This is a genomic window from Candidatus Brocadiia bacterium (genome assembly GCA_041658285.1).
Lineage (GTDB): Bacteria > Planctomycetota > MHYJ01 > JACQXL01 > JACQXL01 > JBBAAP01.
Map to the genome: position 1 here is coordinate 270,337 of JBBAAP010000002.1, position 18,944 is coordinate 289,280.

Annotated in this window: 17 protein-coding genes; 3 read left to right on the forward strand and 14 right to left on the reverse strand. The window is 54.3% G+C overall.

Features of this window, described 5'->3' with window-relative positions:
- Nucleotides 1–33: 33 nt before the first annotated feature.
- The 5 genes from WC980_03185 to ruvX all read right to left on the reverse strand — a co-directional run bounded on the left by WC980_03185 (nt 34) and on the right by ruvX (nt 4,398).
- Nucleotides 34–1,104, reverse strand: a complete 1,071-nt coding sequence (locus tag WC980_03185) for a TlpA disulfide reductase family protein (GenBank protein MFA5794058.1) — start codon at nt 1,102–1,104, stop codon at nt 34–36.
- Nucleotides 1,105–1,118: 14 nt separating this feature from the next.
- The gene (locus WC980_03190) at nt 1,119–1,475 is read right to left on the reverse strand and encodes a hypothetical protein (protein ID MFA5794059.1); all 357 of its coding nucleotides are present in this window, start codon (nt 1,473–1,475) and stop codon (nt 1,119–1,121) included.
- Nucleotides 1,472–2,374 (reverse strand): exopolyphosphatase, encoded by a 903-nt coding sequence (locus WC980_03195; GenBank protein ID MFA5794060.1) that lies wholly within the window; start codon nt 2,372–2,374, stop codon nt 1,472–1,474. The genes WC980_03190 and WC980_03195 overlap by 4 nt, the downstream gene beginning before the upstream one ends.
- A gap of 165 nt (nt 2,375–2,539) precedes the next feature.
- Nucleotides 2,540–3,931, reverse strand: a complete 1,392-nt coding sequence (locus tag WC980_03200) for a HEAT repeat domain-containing protein (protein MFA5794061.1) — start codon at nt 3,929–3,931, stop codon at nt 2,540–2,542.
- A gap of 23 nt (nt 3,932–3,954) precedes the next feature.
- Nucleotides 3,955–4,398, reverse strand: coding sequence for a Holliday junction resolvase RuvX (ruvX, locus tag WC980_03205; GenBank protein MFA5794062.1), 444 nt, complete (start codon nt 4,396–4,398; stop codon nt 3,955–3,957).
- 76 nt (nt 4,399–4,474) lie between these two features.
- Between ruvX and WC980_03210 the strand changes: the two genes are divergently transcribed.
- Genes WC980_03210 through WC980_03220 form a run of 3 tightly spaced genes read left to right on the forward strand, consistent with a single transcriptional unit; the run spans nt 4,475 to nt 9,215 of the window.
- Complete coding sequence (locus WC980_03210; GenBank protein ID MFA5794063.1) at nt 4,475–4,912, forward strand: ATP-binding protein; 438 nt, start codon at nt 4,475–4,477, stop codon at nt 4,910–4,912.
- Nucleotides 4,913–4,921: 9 nt separating this feature from the next.
- Nucleotides 4,922–7,981 (forward strand): LamG-like jellyroll fold domain-containing protein, encoded by a 3,060-nt coding sequence (locus tag WC980_03215; GenBank protein MFA5794064.1) that lies wholly within the window; start codon nt 4,922–4,924, stop codon nt 7,979–7,981.
- Nucleotides 7,968–9,215: a hypothetical protein gene (locus tag WC980_03220; protein MFA5794065.1), complete on the forward strand. Its 1,248-nt coding sequence runs from the start codon at nt 7,968–7,970 to the stop codon at nt 9,213–9,215. The genes WC980_03215 and WC980_03220 overlap by 14 nt, the downstream gene beginning before the upstream one ends.
- Before the next feature lie 237 nt (nt 9,216–9,452).
- Here WC980_03220 and WC980_03225 read toward each other — a convergent pair whose 3' ends face one another.
- The 9 genes from WC980_03225 to WC980_03265 all read right to left on the reverse strand — a co-directional run bounded on the left by WC980_03225 (nt 9,453) and on the right by WC980_03265 (nt 18,943).
- Nucleotides 9,453–10,283, reverse strand: coding sequence for a hypothetical protein (locus WC980_03225; GenBank protein MFA5794066.1), 831 nt, complete (start codon nt 10,281–10,283; stop codon nt 9,453–9,455).
- 14 nt (nt 10,284–10,297) lie between these two features.
- On the reverse strand, nt 10,298–10,720 hold the full coding sequence (locus WC980_03230) for a hypothetical protein (protein MFA5794067.1): 423 nt from the start codon (nt 10,718–10,720) through the stop codon (nt 10,298–10,300).
- 93 nt (nt 10,721–10,813) lie between these two features.
- The gene (locus WC980_03235) at nt 10,814–11,494 is read right to left on the reverse strand and encodes a DUF2950 family protein (protein ID MFA5794068.1); all 681 of its coding nucleotides are present in this window, start codon (nt 11,492–11,494) and stop codon (nt 10,814–10,816) included.
- Between the two features lie 131 nt (nt 11,495–11,625).
- Nucleotides 11,626–12,939 (reverse strand): hypothetical protein, encoded by a 1,314-nt coding sequence (locus WC980_03240; GenBank protein MFA5794069.1) that lies wholly within the window; start codon nt 12,937–12,939, stop codon nt 11,626–11,628.
- 48 nt (nt 12,940–12,987) lie between these two features.
- Complete coding sequence (locus tag WC980_03245) at nt 12,988–13,659, reverse strand: hypothetical protein (GenBank protein MFA5794070.1); 672 nt, start codon at nt 13,657–13,659, stop codon at nt 12,988–12,990.
- Nucleotides 13,660–13,711: 52 nt separating this feature from the next.
- Nucleotides 13,712–14,674 carry an ATP-dependent 6-phosphofructokinase gene (locus WC980_03250; GenBank protein ID MFA5794071.1) on the reverse strand — a complete coding sequence of 321 codons (963 nt, stop codon included), beginning with the start codon at nt 14,672–14,674 and terminating at the stop codon, nt 13,712–13,714.
- A gap of 12 nt (nt 14,675–14,686) precedes the next feature.
- Nucleotides 14,687–16,231 (reverse strand): HEAT repeat domain-containing protein, encoded by a 1,545-nt coding sequence (locus WC980_03255; protein MFA5794072.1) that lies wholly within the window; start codon nt 16,229–16,231, stop codon nt 14,687–14,689.
- On the reverse strand, nt 16,228–16,896 hold the full coding sequence (locus WC980_03260) for a hypothetical protein (protein MFA5794073.1): 669 nt from the start codon (nt 16,894–16,896) through the stop codon (nt 16,228–16,230). The genes WC980_03255 and WC980_03260 overlap by 4 nt, the downstream gene beginning before the upstream one ends.
- A 55-nt stretch (nt 16,897–16,951) precedes the next feature.
- A complete protein-coding gene (locus WC980_03265; protein ID MFA5794074.1) occupies nt 16,952–18,943 on the reverse strand; it encodes a CoB--CoM heterodisulfide reductase iron-sulfur subunit A family protein in 1,992 nt (663 codons plus the stop codon).
- Nucleotide 18,944: the final 1 nt, after the last annotated feature.

Below are 18,944 nucleotides of genomic sequence, written 5' to 3' on the forward strand. Positions count from 1 at the left end.
CCGGAACGTTTGCCAATTCCTTGAACAAGCTGTCTACTTGACCGCCGGCATCAGTTCTCTGACCTTAACCGCAGCCGGAGATTCCGGATACTTCTTTACCAGCGACTGGGCTTTCTGCAGGGTCGGCTCGTAATTAGCGCAGGCCTTCTTACAGCCTTCGCACCCGGACGAGAAAGCCTGGCAGCGATTGCACTTCTTAAACTTATCAACATCTTCCTTTATCTTGGCCAGCTCGTTGTCGGCCTTGACGTATTCCTGGAAGGTCTTCTCGTTCTTGAGTTCCTTAACGATACCCTCGGCTTTGTCGCCTATCTCATCACCCTTGTAGACGTTGGCGATGTGCTGGTAAAGGTTATAGGCCTCGGCCGGCTCGACCTCCATCTTCCTTAAAGCCTTGTCCATCATCCGGTTTCCGTAGGTAGTCAACCGCTCGGCCAGCATCTCGGCCTCAGCCTTCTCGGTCGGATCCTCGGAATTGATGTGCTTGGTCTTAAGAGCATTTAGTATCTTGCCCAGATCCTTCTTGTCCTTGGCCTTCTTGGCCAGTGCGGCCAGCTTGACATACGGGCCCGGTCCAGCCAGCGGCTCCGGCGCCGCCTTCATCACCTCTTCCAGCTTCTGGTCCGCCTGCATCGGGTGACCATCATAGACCAAGTTGCCGTTGTGGTCGAAAAGCGAGAAATGCGGGATGCCCGAGAAGTTCAACCCGGACACGCTGCCCTTGTCGTAGATGTTAAAGGTAGCCCGGTTGGCCTTGCAGAATTCCAACACCTCGCCCTTGGTCTCGGTCTTGGTGCTGTGGAACCCCAGCATAATAAAGCCTTGATCGGCGTACTTCTTGTGCCACTCAACCAGGTGCGGCATGGCCGCCCGGCACGGCCCGCACCAGGTGGCCCAGAATTCGATGCCGACCACGTGTCCGGCCAGATCATCCTTGGTCAACTCCTCGCCCTGCCAGAGCTGCCCGAAGCTGATGTTGCTGATGGTCACGCCCTGCGGCATGGGCGGCGGCCCGCCCGCCCCGGCCCCAGCCAGCAACCCGCTTATGGACAACGCCCCGACCAACAACACAAATCCGATTATCCTGATTCTGTTAGTATTCATAAAAGCTCCTTTCATCAGTTAGTAAGCATAATAAAAGCTATCGTATTGGCCGCAAGAAATAAAGCGGTGGTCAACCCGAAATACCAATATGGTGAAATCTCCTTGGAATCCCTAAAAATCCTCCTGACCAGTATGACCAACAAACCAACAACCGGATAAATTAAAATACTAATAACAAGCCCCGGTATAATGGCTGACATCATATCATCAAATGCTAATAACCTCGTGACGGCTCTCGCCAGGCCTATCATCACCCAGTTAATAAAAAATATAACCTCGTTTCCACTCCATTGCAGTGCGACCAAAAGATTAGCAATGACTATAACCACCCCGATAATCAAGCTAATGATGATAGCCTTCTTGGCGGTCATTTATTCCCCTTAAGCTTAGCAATTATTTCCTTGAGCGTGGCGTCGGCCTTTGCAGACTCTATCTGGCAGGTGCCGGCGCCCTTGTGGCCGCCGCCGTAGCCGGACATCAGTTTGCCGATGTTGACGTTGCAGGTGCGCTTAAAGATACTGTGTCCGCAAGCAATAACCACCTTTTCCTTATCCTTACCCCAGAACACCCGGGTCTCGACATTGGCCTCGGGGAAAAGGATAAAGACCAGGAATCTGTTACCGCTGGGCAGAGGCTCGGGCAGGTTTCTCAGGTCGGTCACCACCACTGCGCCGTCCTGCCTGCAGTTGGCCCGCAATATCCCCTCAAACGCTGCCTGCTCCTGCCTGACCTGGTCCACCCGGCGCTTGACCTCGGGATGGGCCAGAATCTTCTCGATGGGCACTTCCTTGACGTATTCGACCATCCAGCGAAAATACTTCTGGAACTCCGGCCCCAGCCCGGTGCGCGGGTCGATGGTATAGGCCAGCAGAATCCAGTCCTTGGGGTCGAGCACGTCAGATTTGGTCAGCTGTCCGGAGTCGAACCGGTCGACCGACTCAAGCATATCGGCATAGGCGTCCAGTGTGGGATTCTTGTAAAAATTATAGACCACCCGTGCGGCGCTGGGCGCCACCTGGTACAGACCCCTAGCATCGCCGGCCGTCCGGACCGACTCGGCCTTCTGGTCCTCGGAGACGTGATGGTCGAACCACAGACCGCATCCTTTAATGTAAGGCAGGTTGACGATGATATCATCCTTGGTCACTGAGAAATTGCCGTCCTGGGCTTCTTTGGGATGAAGGAAAACGATTTCCCTGACTTGTTCTACGGTGCTGAGCAGAACCGAACTGGCCAGGCCGTCCATATCGCCGCGAGTGATGATTCTCATAGTAGCTTAGTGGCAGACGAGACTTGTTGCTCTTGCTCTCTGAGAAATACTACTGGCCAAAGTATAGCAATCCGGCAAATATTGTCAATAATAGTTTAGCGCTTCTTATCCTGAGTATAATGTTATTAGCTTATCTATAAGTTAACTAATCTGTGAAATCTGTGGCTATTTAAACTGACGCCTATGTATTCTCCGGATAACCTCATCAATTATCCCAAGTTCCTTCCGGACATCGCCGGAGATGCGCCAAAGCAAGGACGAACGCACCTCAAAGAGCAGGTCTAAATCCTGGACCGTGGCCGCGTCCAGCACCAGCCCGACCATATCCGTCGGCTGGGCCGGTCCGGAAGTAAGCCGGTGCCCGGCAATCCATTCCCGTGTCATGGACACCAGGTCGTCGTGCGTCATCCGCTCCACCCCGGGCCGGAGCGCGTAAGCCGACTCGCGCGATTCGATGGCGCGGCTGATGACCTTTTCCCGCTCGACCGGTTTCAGGCTCAGGAACTCCACCGGGTTGCTCCCGCCACCCTGAGACAGACCGGACAGGTTATCGCTTATCTGCTTGCGGTTAGCTTCGGACTTTTCCTTGGGCAAAGCCGCAATCAACGCCTCAATGCCCTGAGCCGTCGGGCAGTTGAGCAAGCAGGCTATCGCCTCGGACCTGACCTTTTCCTCGGAGTCGGACAACAGCCCGATAACAAACGGCACGGCAGCCGAACGGCGCATCTCAAATAAGCCGAACAAAGCGTTGAAGCGCATCTCCGGGTCCTTGTCCTTGAGCAGTTTCTTGAGCAGTTCGATATCCTTGGGGTCTCCCATCAGGCCCAGGCACACGACCGCGTTATAGCGCAATGCCTTGACAATCTTGTCGTTGGCAACAATCTTGCGTATCATCCCCAGGGCCGGGTCGTATTTGAACTCGGCCAGCAGGCTCATGGCGTTATACTGAACCACCGGGTCGGTCGACTTTTCCAGGAGCTCCATCAGGTGCCGGGCCGAACTCCGGCCGTAGACTTGGTAGCTATACATCAGTATATCAGCCGGGCTGAGGGTCAGGTAATACTGCGGCAAGGAAACAACCCGATCCTTGTTGGCCAGCAGTCGGTCCAGCGCCGGAAGCAGTGTTGGGTCGGGCGATTTGGCCAGGTCGTGGCAAAGCTGGAAGAACTGCGGCATTGACCTGGTCGAGTTAATATCCACGTTAGCCAGCGCCCGGGCCGCCGCGGTCAGCGCCTGCCCGTCCGTCAGCGTCATCAGCCAGCGCGCGCCGATAATAAGGAAATAAGAATTAGCCTTCTCCTTATCCAGTTCCTCAAAAAGTACGCCGGTCGCCGCGTCGCGCTCAGCCGAAATCTCGGTCCAGATGGCCTCGGCCTGGGCCGTCACCTGAGCCACCTCTACGTCGGACCGGGTCGCATCCATACGCGACTGCAGGTCCTTGAGCCGCCCCAGAGCCGACCTGATACCAACCGTCTTGGCGTCCTCCTCCTGCCCATAGGCCCACCCCCCGGCTATGATTATAGCAACTCCTAATATCAGATATAATAGTATTTTCATATTGTTAGTGTGACTCGCTCTTATTAGGGTTTATTCGTGTTAACGTCTTTGGCCGTGTTCCTACTATCCAGAAAATTCTGCAGAATCAGCTGAGCCGCCACCACATTGGTATGCACCCGTTTCTCCCTGCGGCCGATACCCGTATCCCGAAGCATCACCTCGGCTTGTTTGGACGAGAGCCGCTCATCCCAGAATGTTATGGACACGTCCACGCCGGCCTGGCTGAGCTGTTGGGCAAACTCGTTGACGGCATTGGCGCTCTGGCCCAGGGTATTATCCAAACGCTTGGGCAGACCCAGCACCAGCTCGGTAATCTTTTCCTGTTCGACAATATCCTTAATCTGTGCGGCCGCTTCCGTGACTGAAGCCGCCTGAATAGCCCGGTAATCCAGGGCAAAGGTACCTGACGGGTCGCTGATGGCCAGCCCGATGCGCTTCTTGCCGTAATCAATGCCCAATACTTTCATGTTTCAGCTGCACTTTCCGGAATTTATCAAAGTTTTCCTTGACTTTTCAGAAGCATAATATAATTTATCGCCTGTTATGTCAATGCAATCTCTGAAAATAAAGTTTCTGACCCAGCCCAAATACACCCGCAAAATATTCGATATGATGGGCCTTCTGCTCGACGCTTTCCTGACCAACAAAACCGCCTACCGCGAGTTCATGGTGGCCTTAGGCGAGGCCATAGACAACGCCATCATGCACGGCAACCAGCTCGACGGCCAAAAATACCTCGAGGTCGAATGCGAAATCCACCACGACAAAATCGTCTGCCACGTGCAGGACGAAGGCAAGGGGTTCAAATATGAAAAATTCATGAAAGACGCGCTCGACAACTTCGTGCCCGAGGCGCTGATGAAAAAGGTGGCCAAATACGGCACACCCGGCAGTATGGGCATCGCCATGATGCGCAAATGCCTCAACGAGGTCTGCTACAACGAACAGGGCAACCGGCTGACCATGGTCAAGAAGCTCTAATAGAAACGGATGGAAAACCGTTCCAACGCCAAGCAGCGCCCTCACCCTAATAACAAAGGCATTGTCTTCGTAATCGTATTAGCCGCGCTGACCGGATTGGTGCTGCTGGGCTTGATGTCTATGATGCTCACCCGGATGGAGCGTGTCAGCGCGGTAAACTTCGCTGAGTTGACCGCGGCCCGGATATTGGCCCGTTCGGGCATGGAAACCGCCATCGCTTACCTGCCCCAATACGACCTGCCGGACAAAGGCATATCCCCAGCCGTATACGGCATCGAATTCACGGACAAGAACAACAACGGCCGCTATGACCCGGACAAAGACGAAGTAATCTCGACACACCCGTCCGAAGCGCTGGAGCACACCCGGTTCCCGTCGTTCAAAGGCTACGGCATCCGGCCCGGCGAAAAATCTGAAATCATAGTCAAGCGCGGCATCCGAACCGAGACCATCGGCCTGAGCGGCTCGATACCGTCATCCAACGCCGGCTGCCTGAGCATATATTCACTGCGCGTCAGGGATTGCGCCGGGATGATTTATGTCAACGGCCCGGGCGTGTCGACCGACAACTGGGCGCTAGCGCCCAACGCGGTCCGGATGCTCAACAACCTGGGCAAGCAATTCACCGCCCCGAACCTGGGCGATATCATCAGTAATACCCGGACCAGGCAGAAACATAACTTCACCGGACGCGAAGAAATCAAAACCGCCCTGGAACAAAACGGGCTCAAGGAATCTGATTACAAACTCATCAAGGACTATATCACCTGCTTCGCCTGGGTAGACCAGCAGACGCTCCTGCCCGGCGCACTGGCGCCCATCAACCAGGACGGCGATTACAAAAACATAAACCGTAAATGGTCCGGCCTGAAAATACCGGGCCAGTTATACGGATTTAATAAATTCCAGCCATCAGGCCTGTGGCTGGCGCTTTCGCCCGATCATATCCTGGCCTGCTGCCCAGACGACTACTCCATCACCAACAAGGGCTTCAGCGGATACAGTTCAAAGCCGACCCCGACCAACCAGCCCTACGCCCCGCCTTACCGGGGGCGAACCGCGCTGATTCAACCCCGGGCGCCAATCAACATCAACACCGCTCCGACCTGCGTGCTGACCGCCGTGCTCGAGGGCGTTTCCGGTTATTACCTGGACCGGTCACAGAAAACCGCCACATCGCCGGGTAATTACATCAGAAACGATAAATCAACCATATCGGCCGAGACGGCCGTCCAACTGGCCCAATCAATAGTCAACCGCCGCAATAAACGGGTGTTCTCATCTCACGCAGATTTTGATTCCTTCATAAACGGCCTGGGTTATCTCGGCCCCGAGCAAAGGATGGCGCTCAAGACCAACGCCAACCCCAACTCGCGGCTGGCTAAATTCAATCCGGATCGAACCTTCGGCCTGCGTTTCGGCGATACGGACAAAAGCGATTTGGGCAGTTGGTCGTCCAACGCCGGGCCTGATGCGGACTGCGGCTGGAGCACGGAGTTCTGTTTCTCGTCGATGGGATATTACGAGGTCGAATCGCTCGGCCAGCTGCTGGCCCCGCCGGACGAGTTCAATGCCCGCCGGGTAACCGCCCGGAGCAAAGTTACGTCCGTGCTTAAGCTCTATAATATCCTGCGCCATACCACCCAGAAAGATTTCGAAAAGTATGCCACGGTAAAAACCGGGCTGGCCATATATCCTGAATCACTGGACAACCTGAAAAGCGACAAGTCCTGGAATAACATAAAGAAAGAATGCCTGGACAAACCGGAATCCGAATGCTCGCACCAGCTCTGCTACGACGGCTACGTCTCGCTTAAGCCCCAGGATATTCCCGAAGCCGGTGCGTCCTGCGGACCGACCGGACTGGCCAACTGCCTGCTCAGAGCGGATTTCACGGACACACTTAAGGCCGTTTCGCGCGACGGCGACGGCGCCAACTACGGCACGGCTGACGAGAACCGCTCGCTGATCGACCCTAATGACCAATCAGAACTCTTTACGGACGGCCTATTCTGCCACGAAACCCGGCGGGCCGGATTCAAAAAAGGCCAGTCCACCTACGGCGATACTACCGGCACTGAGGACGAATACCTGGCCTACAAGGCGGACAATAACTTTCCGCTCAAGGGCTCGCTGGAATTCTGGTTCAAGCCGGCCTGGGATTCAAATGACATCACCAGCGATAACCCGGCCGATACCCGGGCGCTCCTAACCGTGGGCAACGGCGAAGATTTGAATATTCTGGGCGACGGCATCGACGACCGGCTGATATTGGTGGCCCGGAACCAGAGCAAACGTACGTTCCTGGCCGGCCATTACGGCACCTGCCAGCAGGGCTGGTACGGCATGCGGGACGCCCAACGCCGGCACCATTTCCCCTACCTGATGTCACCGTCTCTGCACAGTTCCTGGGCCCAATACGGCATCACCCGGTCAGACATAAACTGGTCGGCCGGCCAATGGCACCACATCGCCGCATCCTGGAACAGCTCGTCACTGCGCCTGTTCACGGACGGAGTCGAAGCCCTGGGCAGTCCGCTGATCAACCACCGCGATGCCTTCCCGCAGGGAATACTCAATAACTGGTATATCTACCCGGGCAACAACCGGTTCGAGGACAAACTCTGCAACGGTTATCCGCTCAACGCCGACGGCACTATTGACAGCTTCAGGATATACGACCAGGAGATAACCGGGCCGTTCTTTCCGCCGGACAGATACGAAGATACCGCCGGCACGGAGTTCACCGGCAGATTCGAACCGATGGATTTCCAGGCCTTAAAAAAACCCGGACGGCTGGGCAGCATCACCTGGCAGTGGATGCAACCGACCAACGGCTCGGGCGATATCAAATTCGAGGTCACGGCCAACAACACCACCATAAAAGTCACCGGCCAGGGACAGGACCTCAACCTGGACCTGACCAAAAACGATACCGTAACCTACAAAGCCCGGTTCATCGCGGCTATCCCCAACACCCAGGGTTTCATCGACGAATCACCCATACTGGACGAAGTAACCATAATATTATTGTGCAAACCGGAGTTTCTGTCTTATGGAACGGATTGAAACCAGATTTATCATCGCAGCCGAGCTGGTTTTGCTGTGCATTGCGGCCGGTCCGGCCGCTGCCCCGCTTGAGGAAATCAACAATCTCAAGGCCGCATACAACGCCGGGAAAAACATCATCGATATCTCAGGCAAAGCCGAATACCCGGACGGCGCAATGCTGTTCACGGCGCTCGATTATTCCGGACAACGCCTGCTGGTCACCCGGACCGCGGTAGCCGGCAAAAGATTCACGGTCAGTCTGGCGCCGGGAAAGAAACTATTACCGGCCTATTACCAAATTGAGGTCTCGTTCATCCCCAACCGCCAGGAACCGGCCAACCGGAACTTCCCGGCCCGGGTCGAAGAACTATCCATAGCCGTCGGCTCAACCGAGGCCATCGACCGGGAGCGGGAATCGTCGCTCCTGACGCTGGCCAACATCACGGTAAAACTAAATGCCTTCTATAAGGCTTTCATATACGGTTACGAACAAAAGATGAACGACTCTTCCAAGTTCGACCTGACCAACTGGCGCGGCGAATACAAGGAAATAGTCAAAACAATCAAATCATTCTCAACGGCGCTGGACATCCGCCGGCAGGAATACCTGATTGCCTTATGGCCCGACCTGGAATCGCGGACCGAGTTCCTGGCCGATGAACTGGCTACCATCTATGAAGAGATGACCGAGCATCTTAAGAACTCCGGTAACGTCCTCGACCCGCACACCGGACAGAAGATGCCATTTGAAACGTTGAAAACCCTGTTCTACGAACGTTTTTACTCCCGGCATAAACCGCTGGCCGCAGACCTGCAATTGCATCAATGCCTGCCCAACGAGTACCAGGTCATCAACCGGTTAAAGACAATCCGCGACCTTTACCGGGAATGCCGAACCCAATACACCGCCAACATCCCCAAGATGGGCCAGCCGGACGAGTGGCGCAAGTTTTCCGAAGAATGGGACAAGCGCGCCCAAGTAGTTAAATCCGAGATGAACGAACTGACCAAGGGGCTGAACGACCTAGAAAAATCATTTCCGGATTTCTACCGGAATCTGACCGGGCTGGCCGATGCCCTGATTAACCTGCACAAGGAATACAACAGCCATATCGGGATAGGCCTGAGCCCGGTTGAAGGACAAGCACAGAAACATCTGCAGGCGATTCAGCAGGCCGAACAAAGATTCAAGGCCCATCTGGCCGGGATACTGGACCAGCTCGGCTGCCCCGGTCTGGCCAATGCCAGGTAACCTTGGACCGGCTTATTTCCGGCATAATTCAAGCAAAAATACCCCAAAATAGCCTATTTTGAGATTATAACTCCTTATTTTATAATATCTTATACAGAGAGGGGGAGATACCCCACCCCTCTTGACTTTCTCCCCTATACCTTTTAACTTAACCCCCCATACCTTTTGACTTAACTCCCCATATCTCTTGACGTAACCCCACCCTGTTTGAAAAATACTGAAATAACGACCTGAGGGCTATTTCTCCTCCGGCATGGGCGGAGGCGCAATCATCCCGATTACCGTGAAATAACGTTTTAAATGCCAGGGTTGCTGAGGTTGTATCTCCGGATTGGCTTCCTCGACCGGGCGCCCGACTGTCTGACACCCTTCGTAGCCCTTGAATACATAGCGCGTACCTATCGCCAGGCTCGGGGCATTATCCAACTCAACGCTGACGGGTTTGCTTAACCTCTGCCCGTTGACCGCGTTGACTATCAGGTAAATATCCTTCCCCGGCATCGGGGCTACTTCCCCTTCTACAATCAGGATGGTGCCCAGTGAATGGCCTAACTGTCCTACCGGCATTCCCATATCCGGGACCGGGGACTGCTTGGTATCCGGCGCTGTACTTTCAACCGGAGATAGGTCCTGCCCTATCCCTTTGGCAATTCTTTCCTGAATCAGCGATACGCCCTGAGCCGGGGATGCGCTCTGCTTCATCTCAGATATCTGGGTCTGTATCGCCAGTACGGGCAAAATCATAAAGACTGCAATCAACACCACCGTCAGCTGGATGGCTATGACGGTAATGACGTTTATGAGTATCCGAGCATCTATCTTGAGTAAGAACTCTTTGACCAGCATTATAACCAGAAGCCCCAAACCGCAGGCCAGATAGACCCAGGCCGGTAAGCTGATGATAAGCTGGGTGACTATGGGCAGGTCTATACTCATAGCGGAGAAGATTTTCTTAAACCCATTGATTGACGCAAAAATGGTCAAGGGCCAAACTAAGCACTGGACCGCTATTATCGCCAGGACGATGATATTTGCCGCTATCAGTTTCTTCGAGGTCTTCTCTTCCATAGATTTAACTCCTTTTATTTCTTCTCCTCCGGCGGCGGCACCGGGGCCGGCTCCGGCTTGGGCCGAACGTTGATGACCATGGGCCGGGATTTACCGCTACGGTCCACGCAGGTGACCTCGTAGTGGAAGGTAATTTTACCCATGCCATTGTCTCGCCCTATACCCTTGATGTCCTCGATAACATAGGGCGTAGTGAACTCGCCCTGGCCGATTTCCTCGCCTTTGGCGTATTCGCGTGATTGAATCTGGGGCTGGCCGTCTATCGTCTTGGTAATTCTAAAAAGCACCTTCTGTCCGTCGCACCAGACCGGGTCTATCCGATTACCTGTGCGCTGGGCCGGTTGCTGGCTTGGAGTGGTTGACTGCCCCACCGGCGCCTGTTGCCCGCATCCAATAACAAACACCACTAAGAAAGATAAGAACATTCTTTTAAGCATATAATCAGCTCCTTTTAATCTTACCACAAAACCACGGAAATAAGAAAGCACTAAATTTACTATTTTCACTATTTCGAGCCTTCGTGGTAAATTCTAATCCACCGAAGACCATTTTATACTGCTTATGGCCGTCGGCGGCTCGGCCGGCCATTGCAGGATTACCTCACTGCTCCCCCGGTCTGCGCCGTAGACAAGGTTCCTTTCGTTGACGATGTATGTATTGACTCCGGTATCAGGATATTTGGCCGGATATGCCACAAAGGCGAATTTGTCGGTATTGCAGGCCTTGACCTTGTTCTTGCCCACCGGGTTCTGGTTATATGGCAGGCCGGTCTCGTCGGTCAACATGGCCCGGAAGAAATATCCGGCGTAGGGCGTGGTCGTAAATTCACGGGCCAGTTCCGGGGTCGAGCCCCAATCGTCCAGGTCGTTGGCGTCGCGGTTCAGGACCAGCGGCATGGGGTTGTCCCGGCTGTAAGGCGCGCCGTCGGCCAGGGCCAGCTGCCGGCTTATCAGGTTGGCCCGCTCCTTGCCGTCGCGCCGGACTATCCGGTAGAGACAGGACACGTCCATGGTCCAGAAATCCTTGGCGCCGTTGCCGTCCATCTCCTTGTTCTTCCAGGCCTGGTTCTGGTAAGCCAGCATATGGAGCATGGCGACGGCCTTGGCCTCGTTGGCGCTGGTGGCGCCGAACTTAAGGTTGGGCACGACCATCACCCCGATAAACGCGGCTATCAGGATTATCACGATGGCGAATATCAGCTTGGTATTCATACTATTAAACCCTTCTCACCACAAAGACACTAAAAACACAAAGGCCATACTTATAATTTAATTAATTTTACCACGAAAACACGAAATAGTAAAATTTAATTCTTTCATACTTTCGCGCTTTCGTGGTAAAATTATAAATCTTTTCTATTTTTTACAACTAATTCCCGCCAACGCGGATGATACGGATTGCCGTATTCGGTAAAGAACCAGATGTTCATAGCCCGCTCGGGGCAGAGATTAACACAGCAGGTGCACAGCACGCAGGCGCCGGATGATTTGGGATAACCATTAACCATGGTCAACCGCTGGGCCGGGCAGAACTCCACGCAGATGCCGCACTGGCTGCAGCGTTTCTTGTAGACGTGGTTGCGGTATATGAGCGAGTCTATCAACTTGTTGTCAATAATAATGCCGATGATGAAAAGCGGGCTGGGCCAGAAGATGATCGGAAGTCCGGCCGAGTTACCCTTGGCAAAGTCAAACCCGTATTGCTCCTGGGCCGGGGCCTCGCGCGGACGGGGCACCAGCCGGTCCAGCGCCGACCAGAGCCGCCCCAGCCCCAGCCGGAAGGTGGCCACGTTGATGGGATAGGTTGCCCAACTGCGCCCGGCGACCTTATAGCCCTTAAGGGTGAGTATCAGCCAGACCAGGAACCCGGCGTTTTCCGGGCCGCCGGCCGAACTGTACATTATGTATGCCGGCTTGCCTTTGCCCCGGGGCAGGCCCAGAAGCAGGTAGTTAAGCAAAGGCCAGGGCGGCTTCCAGCCGATGACCGGGAATGCCACGGCCAGCGCGTCGCCGGCCAGCTCCGGCCTGAAATCCTTGTAGTAATGGTAACGATGCACGGCCACCCCGGCCCCGGCCCGGCGGGCGCCGGCGCTGAACTGTTCGGCGTAATGGGCGGTGTTGCCGGAATAGGAACAGAGTATCAGGTCTATCCGCGACAAGGGCTTGCCCTTGGGCGCGAAGATGCTTACCGTATGCACCAAGAGCATCAATACTGTGGACCAGAGCATACTGTGCTGGACCAAATTGTCCGGAGCAGTGCCTCCGATAAAATAAATCCAAAACACAAACAGAAGCAACCAAAAACTTAACCCGGTTATTATACGCGGTTCTTCAGAATCCTTTTTATAGCCAGCTATAAACATAGCCATTACCAATGGTAGATAGAGATAGATGGCGTTGGCCGGATTTTTGTCCCAGAATATCCACCAGGTCAGCAGGATGGTGCTGAATTCCATAGGCAAGGCGCCGGATTCGGAAATAGCCCAGGCGAATAAATAAGACCAGCCAAAAGCAACCAGGCCGACCAGCCAGAAATCATGCTGATAATGGAGCAATCCGAAAACTAACGATAAAACAAATGCTATCACCATTACTGCGAGAAATATCTCAAGGTAGAATGGTGTTTCTTTTGGCTTGTTGTTGTCTTCAGCGGTCATAGATTACCTAAAAAAGGACACACTATAATTACAATTAATAACTAATTACTATTTTCTCTCCCGAAGCTCTATCTTATCAGCCACCTGGCTGAGCGTCCCGCCCGGATACCAGATATCTAGGTTTGTAGAAATATATTCTTTCTTATATAATCTAGTAAACAAAGAATGCCAATCGCTTGTTACCTTAATTTCACCCATCCTTATTTCAATTATACTAGAATCTATATACTTACCTGAGACTAAACCCTTTAATTCCGGTTGAGAAAGCCATCCTGGCGGATAGTTTTTGTTGTCCTTATTGTCCACACCAATTGATGCCAGATGACGCTTTACATTTTCAAACATCATTTGGTGTCGCCTTTGCTCTATACTGGCCAGAAAAGGGTTATTGGTATATCCGCTGCTTTGGGCTAATGCTTGATATTGATAAGCGGCTACTATTCCAATTACTATTAATGAAATACTGCTGAATTTACGTATTTTACCCGGATTAATATATATCAACAAAATACATACGCAAAACATAGGAATAAAAAACTGCAAAAATATATGTTCGCATATAACTAAACTAAAGAAAAGCGCTACAGGCATAGCGATAATAAGAAGGAATACCAATAAAGTTTTCTTGATGTCTGCCTTGCCATGACCATAACGCCAGAGAAGTATTGCGGTTGCCACTACCGTGGCGATAATCGTCAGGGCGTTGATATGTCCAGCCATAATAAACTTATAATTTATAACTTATAACTAATAACTTTCACCAAAGACGATCCTACATGGCCAGCGTCCTGGCCAGGTCGTGTAATTTATCATCTATATGCCTCTGTCCGCTAATGACCTTCTGTATGGCGATATGGCTGAGGGAATTATCCTTCAGTACCACCACCCGGTTTTCGAGTCCCTGTTTAATAAGGCTGACGGCATAGGCGCCGAACATAGCGCCCAGTATCCGCGAGCGTGCCGAGGGCGTACCGCCCCGCTGGATATAGCCGAGCACGGTGACCCGGACCGGCACGCCGACGGCCTTTTCTATCTTTTGGGCGGCCTGGGCGGTATTGCCGGCGCCTTCGGCAAAGACGATTATCTCCGACGTCTTCCGGCCTGCCTTATGGCTGATTAATTCGGCGCAAATCCGGTTTATGTTATATTTCTTTTCGGGTATGATTATCATTTCCGCGCCGCTGGCCACGCCTACGGCCAGCGCCAGAAAACCGTGGTCGCGGCCCATGACCTCGACTATGAAAACACGGTCCATGCTGGTCGAGGTATCCCTTATTTTGTCTATGGCCTCGACGGCCGTATTGACGGCCGTGTCGAAACCAATGGTCTCATCGTTGCCAAAGACGTCGTTGTCTATGGTGGCCGGTATGCCGATGACTGGAACGCCCTGCCGGGCGATCTTAAGCCCGGCCGCGAAGGAACCGTCCCCGCCGATGACGACCAGGCGGTCTATCAGGTGTGCCTTCAGGGAAGCCACCGCCTTTTGCAGTCCGGGCGCGGTCTTGATTTCCTGTGACCGTGAACTCTTGAGGATTGTCCCGCCGCGGTTAATGATGCCGCTGACCGAACGCCGGTTGAGCCGGACTATTTCGCCGTTAATCAATCCCTGGTATCCCCGGTAAATCCCGAACATATCGAATCCAGAATGAATTCCTTTGCGGACCACCGCCCTGATACAGGCGTTGATGCCCGGCGCATCACCGCCCGGCGTGATTATAGCCACTCTTTTTATCATACTTATCCTTTTTTATCTCAGCGCCGAGCTCAGAAACTTGAGCGGGTCGAGCCATTTACCTATTCCCTGGGACTGGTCGGTATAGGCGTCGAGCCAGTCCGGATACTGGCCGGTCTCGGCCTGATAGGCGCCATCATACAGACCTAAATGCAGGCGCGCCTCGGCGTCGCCGTTTTCTATCCCATAGCTAAGCCCCAGCTCGCCCAGTTTCTGGCCTTTCTGGACCAGCTGGCCGGGCTTGACCTTGAGTTGGCCGGACAGATGACCGTAGACGGAGCAAAGCGCCCGGAACTGCCCTTTTTCCTTGCCGGCGGCCCGGTGTTCTATGACCACCAACCCGCCCCAGGCATAGCAGGAACGGCTGATGGCCGTCTCGACGGTGATATCGGCAGCATAGCGGACGATACCGTCGGCGATAGCACAGACAGTAGCGCCGTCCTGAAACCAGGCCGAGTCGTCGCCGACGTGTATTTTATTACCAAACTTATGAAAGGTATCGGGCGTCTGGCCGGGTTCGGCTATTATTCCGAACGACTTGCGCGAACTGTCCTTGGCGTAGTCGCGGGCCGGGTAGATGAACGAGCGGGCCAGGGGCAGTCCGTCGGCTGTGGCGGTCGGGCTGAAAGGCACGGACTCACCGGCGATGTCGGTTATGGCGGCCTGGGCGGCGGCCTTGACATAGGCGTCGCCGGTATTGCGCAGGCATTTCTTGACGGCGTTGAGCGCATCCTTTTCCCCAATATTACCCAGCGCCGAGGCTGCATATTCAGCCAGCGCCTTGTCGGTGCTGGTAACCAAACCGCACAACGGTACTAAAGAGTTCTTGTATCGGCACAGGCCCAGGCCATAGGTGGCCCAGCGGGTGCATTCCTTGTCCTTGTCCTCGAGCAGGGATTCCAGCACGTTGACGGCATCGAGCGCCGGCTTGTCCGATTCCAGATAGCGGCAGAGCAGGCGCGATGCCTTGCGGCGCACCTGCCTTTCGTATTCGAGGTATAGCGAATTGGCCGGCGGGTCGGCCCGGAGCGAGTCGGCCAGCGGGCCCACTCCCGGCACATAGCGGCAGCGCGAGACCCGTTCCATGGCGGCCAGGCGCATATCGTAGCTCATCACCGGCGGCCGGACCGGTGGCGGTTGGTTATTGCCGCCGTTAAAGATGAATCGGCCGACGTTGCCCCGAGGCGGGTTGGCGGCGCTGCGCAGGTCGCTGTAGTAACTGCTCAGGCGCGAGGACTCATCGTCCAGGTAGCTGACCAGGAAGGCGTTGGACTGCTCGTCGGCGCCCCTGATGAAGAGCGCGGCATAAACCAGGTTATGGCGGTGCGACGGACTGAGCGGCTTCTTGTAGGCTTCTATAATGTAAGGCAGCGCCGGCGCGCCGATGGCACCCAAACCATGCGCGCCAGAATCAATTGCCTGCCCTGAGGTGCTGGCCAGCTCCTTGATACGAGCGTTAATGACGGCCGGGTCGGCCGGCGTCCCACCTTCTGGGTATAACCATATCGACAGGGCCACTATAAAAAATGCCGAGATGATAATGTTTCGAATGGTTATCATTTCGGCTCCTCCTGCTTATCAGCTTCCATTAACCACCGGCTCTGTTTCATCAGGTTCGCCTTGATTCCCTCTGTACCTTCAACGGTGATATCTTCTATTTTACCAAAGGTAATAAGGAATAAATCAGAATCGTCGTGCAGTCTCTTTCCACCAACACCGTAAGAAAAACCTTTATCAGTACCCATTAGTAACAATCTATCCTTACCATCAATCGGATATTGGATAGGCAGATAGGTTGTATCGCCTGGTCTTGGTAACCAACTAGTAATTTTAATCGTATTATCGGAATAAATACTCAAGAATCCTTGTTCATAAGCCCAACGACCTTTATCACAAATATGTTCCTCGATAATATCAGCCCAGTGGGTATACATATAAGTCTTGTCCGGGAAGAAATATATGTCATCACCGGAAAGCCCGCCGCCCATATCTATTATTGATTGTTCAGTCCAATGGCCAACGAAGTTGGCTTCGATTTCCGGGTCAGATACTACTTCTTTAACAGCCGGCAGTAACTGCTGTATCTCTTTGACCATCATGGCCCGCCTGTTCGAGTCCGGAATGGCCTTGTCCTGATTTGTCTTAGCGGAGGTGTTGCCGGCGCAGCCGAGCCCCATCATCAATATTAATACACCGATAAGAAACAAGATTGGAGTTTGTTTCATAGGCGTATTTATCCCAAATCCGGATAAGGTTGTCAAGTCTAAATGAAGATGTGATTTACTTCGATGAGATATCTGAGGCCAGGCCGACTATTTCAGCGTAGACCTGCTCTTCGGTAATGCCGGCCAGGTCGGGGCATTTGGACGGGCAGACGGCGACGCAGACCCCGCAGCCCTGGCAAAGGCCATCGTTAACTCTCGAGACGACCCGGATGAGCTTGCCGGCCCGGTCCCTGATTTCCTTGACCTCTATGGCCTTGTAGGGGCAGGCCTGAACGCACATCTGGCAGCCGGTGCAAAGCATCTCGTTGATGCGAGCGACGGTACCCTCCTTGGACAGGGTATCCTTGGACAATAAGGCCAGAACCTTGGCGGCCGCGCCGGACGCCTGGGACACAGAATCCGGGATATCCTTGGGCGCCTGACAGGCGCCGGCCAGGAAGATGCCGGCATTGGTGGTCTCGACCGGCCGGAGCTTGGGATGGGCTTCGGACAGCCAGTGGTATTTGTCGTAGGAAGCGCCCAGTTTTTGGTAGAGCGTCTCGATGCCTTTGGGCGCGGTCATGGCCGAAGCCAGCACGACCATATCGGCCTCGATTTCTACCTGCTTGGCGCTCAAGGTATCCATGCCTCTAACGACCAGCTTCTTGCCCTTGCGCAGGATTTTGCTGACCCGTCCGCGCAGGTAAATAGCGCCGTCCTCTTCGATGGCCCGAAGAACAAACTCTTCATAACCCTTACCGCCGGCCCGGATATCAATATAAAAGACATAGGCCTGGCCGTGATGGACCTTATGCTTGTAGAGCATGGTATGCTTGGCCGTATACATACAGCAGATTTTGGAGCAGTAGGTGATGCCCTTGGCCGGGTCGCGCGAGCCGACGCACTGGATGAAGACCACGGTTTCCGGCACCTGTCCGTCCGAGGGACGCTTGATTTCCCCCTTAGTCGGGCCGGAGGCGCTGGCCAGGCGCTCGAACTGCAGTCCGTTGATGACATCCTTGTATTTGCCGTGTCCGTATTCGCCGTAGAAATCATTGCCAAGCATCTGGTAGCCGGTGGCCACCACGATGGCGCCGACCTTTTCGGTGACCAGCTCGTCCTGCTGGGCATAATCAATAGCGCCAGGCGGGCAGACCTTCTGGCACAGCCCACAGCGATTCTTGAGCAGTTTCAGGCAGGTATTTTTGTCTATGACCGGGGTATTGGGCACGGCCTGGGGGAACGGCACGTATATGGCGGTGCGGTTGCCCATATATTCGTCGAACTCGGCCGGCACCTTTTTCTGTGGGCATTTCTGGTAACAAGCGCCACAGCCGGTGCAGACCGACTCCTTGACGAAGCGGGCCTTCTTGCGGATGGTCACCTCAAAGTTGCCCAGGTATCCCTTAACATCCTCTATCTGGCTGTAAGTATATAGCTTGATGTTCTTGTGCCGGGCGCAGTCGACCATCTTGGGCGTCAGGATGCACTGGGAGCAGTCCAGGGTCGGGAAGGTCTCGGACAGTCCGGCCATGCGCCCGCCGATGGAGGGCGACTGCTCAACCAGGATGACCTGCTGCCCGCCTTCGGCGATGTCCAGAGCGGCCTGGATACCGGCCACTCCCCCGCCGATGACTAATGCCTTCTTGACGATGGGTATCTTAATTTCCTTGAGTGGCGCGTCCCGTGATGTCTTTTCAACCATCAGCCGGGTCAGGTCTATGGCCTTGGGCGTAGCCACGGATTTGTCCTCGTGAACCCAGGAGCATTGCTCGCGGATATTGGCAATTTCGCAAAGATAGGGATTAAGCCCGGCATCAGCCGAGGCGTTACGGAATGTCGGCTCGTGCATCTTGGGCGAACAGCAGGCAACCACCACGCCGGTCAGGCCTTTATCCTTAACGGCGTTCTTAATGAGGTTCTGGCCGACCGAGGAGCACATATACTTGTAGTCCTCGGCGTGGACCACGCCGTGCATGGACTTGGCCGCCTCGCGCACAGCCGCCACATCGACCGTCCGGGCGATGTTCTCACCGCAATGACATACGAAAACGCCTATCTTGGCCATA

Excerpts from the sequence above, each read along its gene's own strand:
- WC980_03245 (MFA5794070.1), bottom strand. The coding sequence starts at position 13,659 with ATGGCTGGACATATCAACGCCCTGACGATTATCGCCACGGTAGTGGCA.
- WC980_03215 (MFA5794064.1), top strand. The coding sequence starts at position 4,922 with ATGGAAAACCGTTCCAACGCCAAGCAGCGCCCTCACCCTAATAACAAA.
- WC980_03220 (MFA5794065.1), top strand. The coding sequence starts at position 7,968 with ATGGAACGGATTGAAACCAGATTTATCATCGCAGCCGAGCTGGTTTTG.
- WC980_03255 (MFA5794072.1), bottom strand. The coding sequence starts at position 16,231 with ATGATAACCATTCGAAACATTATCATCTCGGCATTTTTTATAGTGGCC.
- WC980_03225 (MFA5794066.1), bottom strand. The coding sequence starts at position 10,283 with ATGGAAGAGAAGACCTCGAAGAAACTGATAGCGGCAAATATCATCGTC.
- WC980_03230 (MFA5794067.1), bottom strand. The coding sequence starts at position 10,720 with ATGCTTAAAAGAATGTTCTTATCTTTCTTAGTGGTGTTTGTTATTGGA.
- WC980_03210 (MFA5794063.1), top strand. The coding sequence starts at position 4,475 with ATGTCAATGCAATCTCTGAAAATAAAGTTTCTGACCCAGCCCAAATAC.
- WC980_03265 (MFA5794074.1), bottom strand. The coding sequence starts at position 18,943 with ATGGCCAAGATAGGCGTTTTCGTATGTCATTGCGGTGAGAACATCGCC.
- WC980_03185 (MFA5794058.1), bottom strand. The coding sequence starts at position 1,104 with ATGAATACTAACAGAATCAGGATAATCGGATTTGTGTTGTTGGTCGGG.
- WC980_03260 (MFA5794073.1), bottom strand. The coding sequence starts at position 16,896 with ATGAAACAAACTCCAATCTTGTTTCTTATCGGTGTATTAATATTGATG.
- WC980_03235 (MFA5794068.1), bottom strand. The coding sequence starts at position 11,494 with ATGAATACCAAGCTGATATTCGCCATCGTGATAATCCTGATAGCCGCG.
- WC980_03240 (MFA5794069.1), bottom strand. The coding sequence starts at position 12,939 with ATGACCGCTGAAGACAACAACAAGCCAAAAGAAACACCATTCTACCTT.
- WC980_03250 (MFA5794071.1), bottom strand. The coding sequence starts at position 14,674 with ATGATAAAAAGAGTGGCTATAATCACGCCGGGCGGTGATGCGCCGGGC.
- WC980_03200 (MFA5794061.1), bottom strand. The coding sequence starts at position 3,931 with ATGAAAATACTATTATATCTGATATTAGGAGTTGCTATAATCATAGCC.
- WC980_03190 (MFA5794059.1), bottom strand. The coding sequence starts at position 1,475 with ATGACCGCCAAGAAGGCTATCATCATTAGCTTGATTATCGGGGTGGTT.
- WC980_03195 (MFA5794060.1), bottom strand. The coding sequence starts at position 2,374 with ATGAGAATCATCACTCGCGGCGATATGGACGGCCTGGCCAGTTCGGTT.
- ruvX (MFA5794062.1), bottom strand. The coding sequence starts at position 4,398 with ATGAAAGTATTGGGCATTGATTACGGCAAGAAGCGCATCGGGCTGGCC.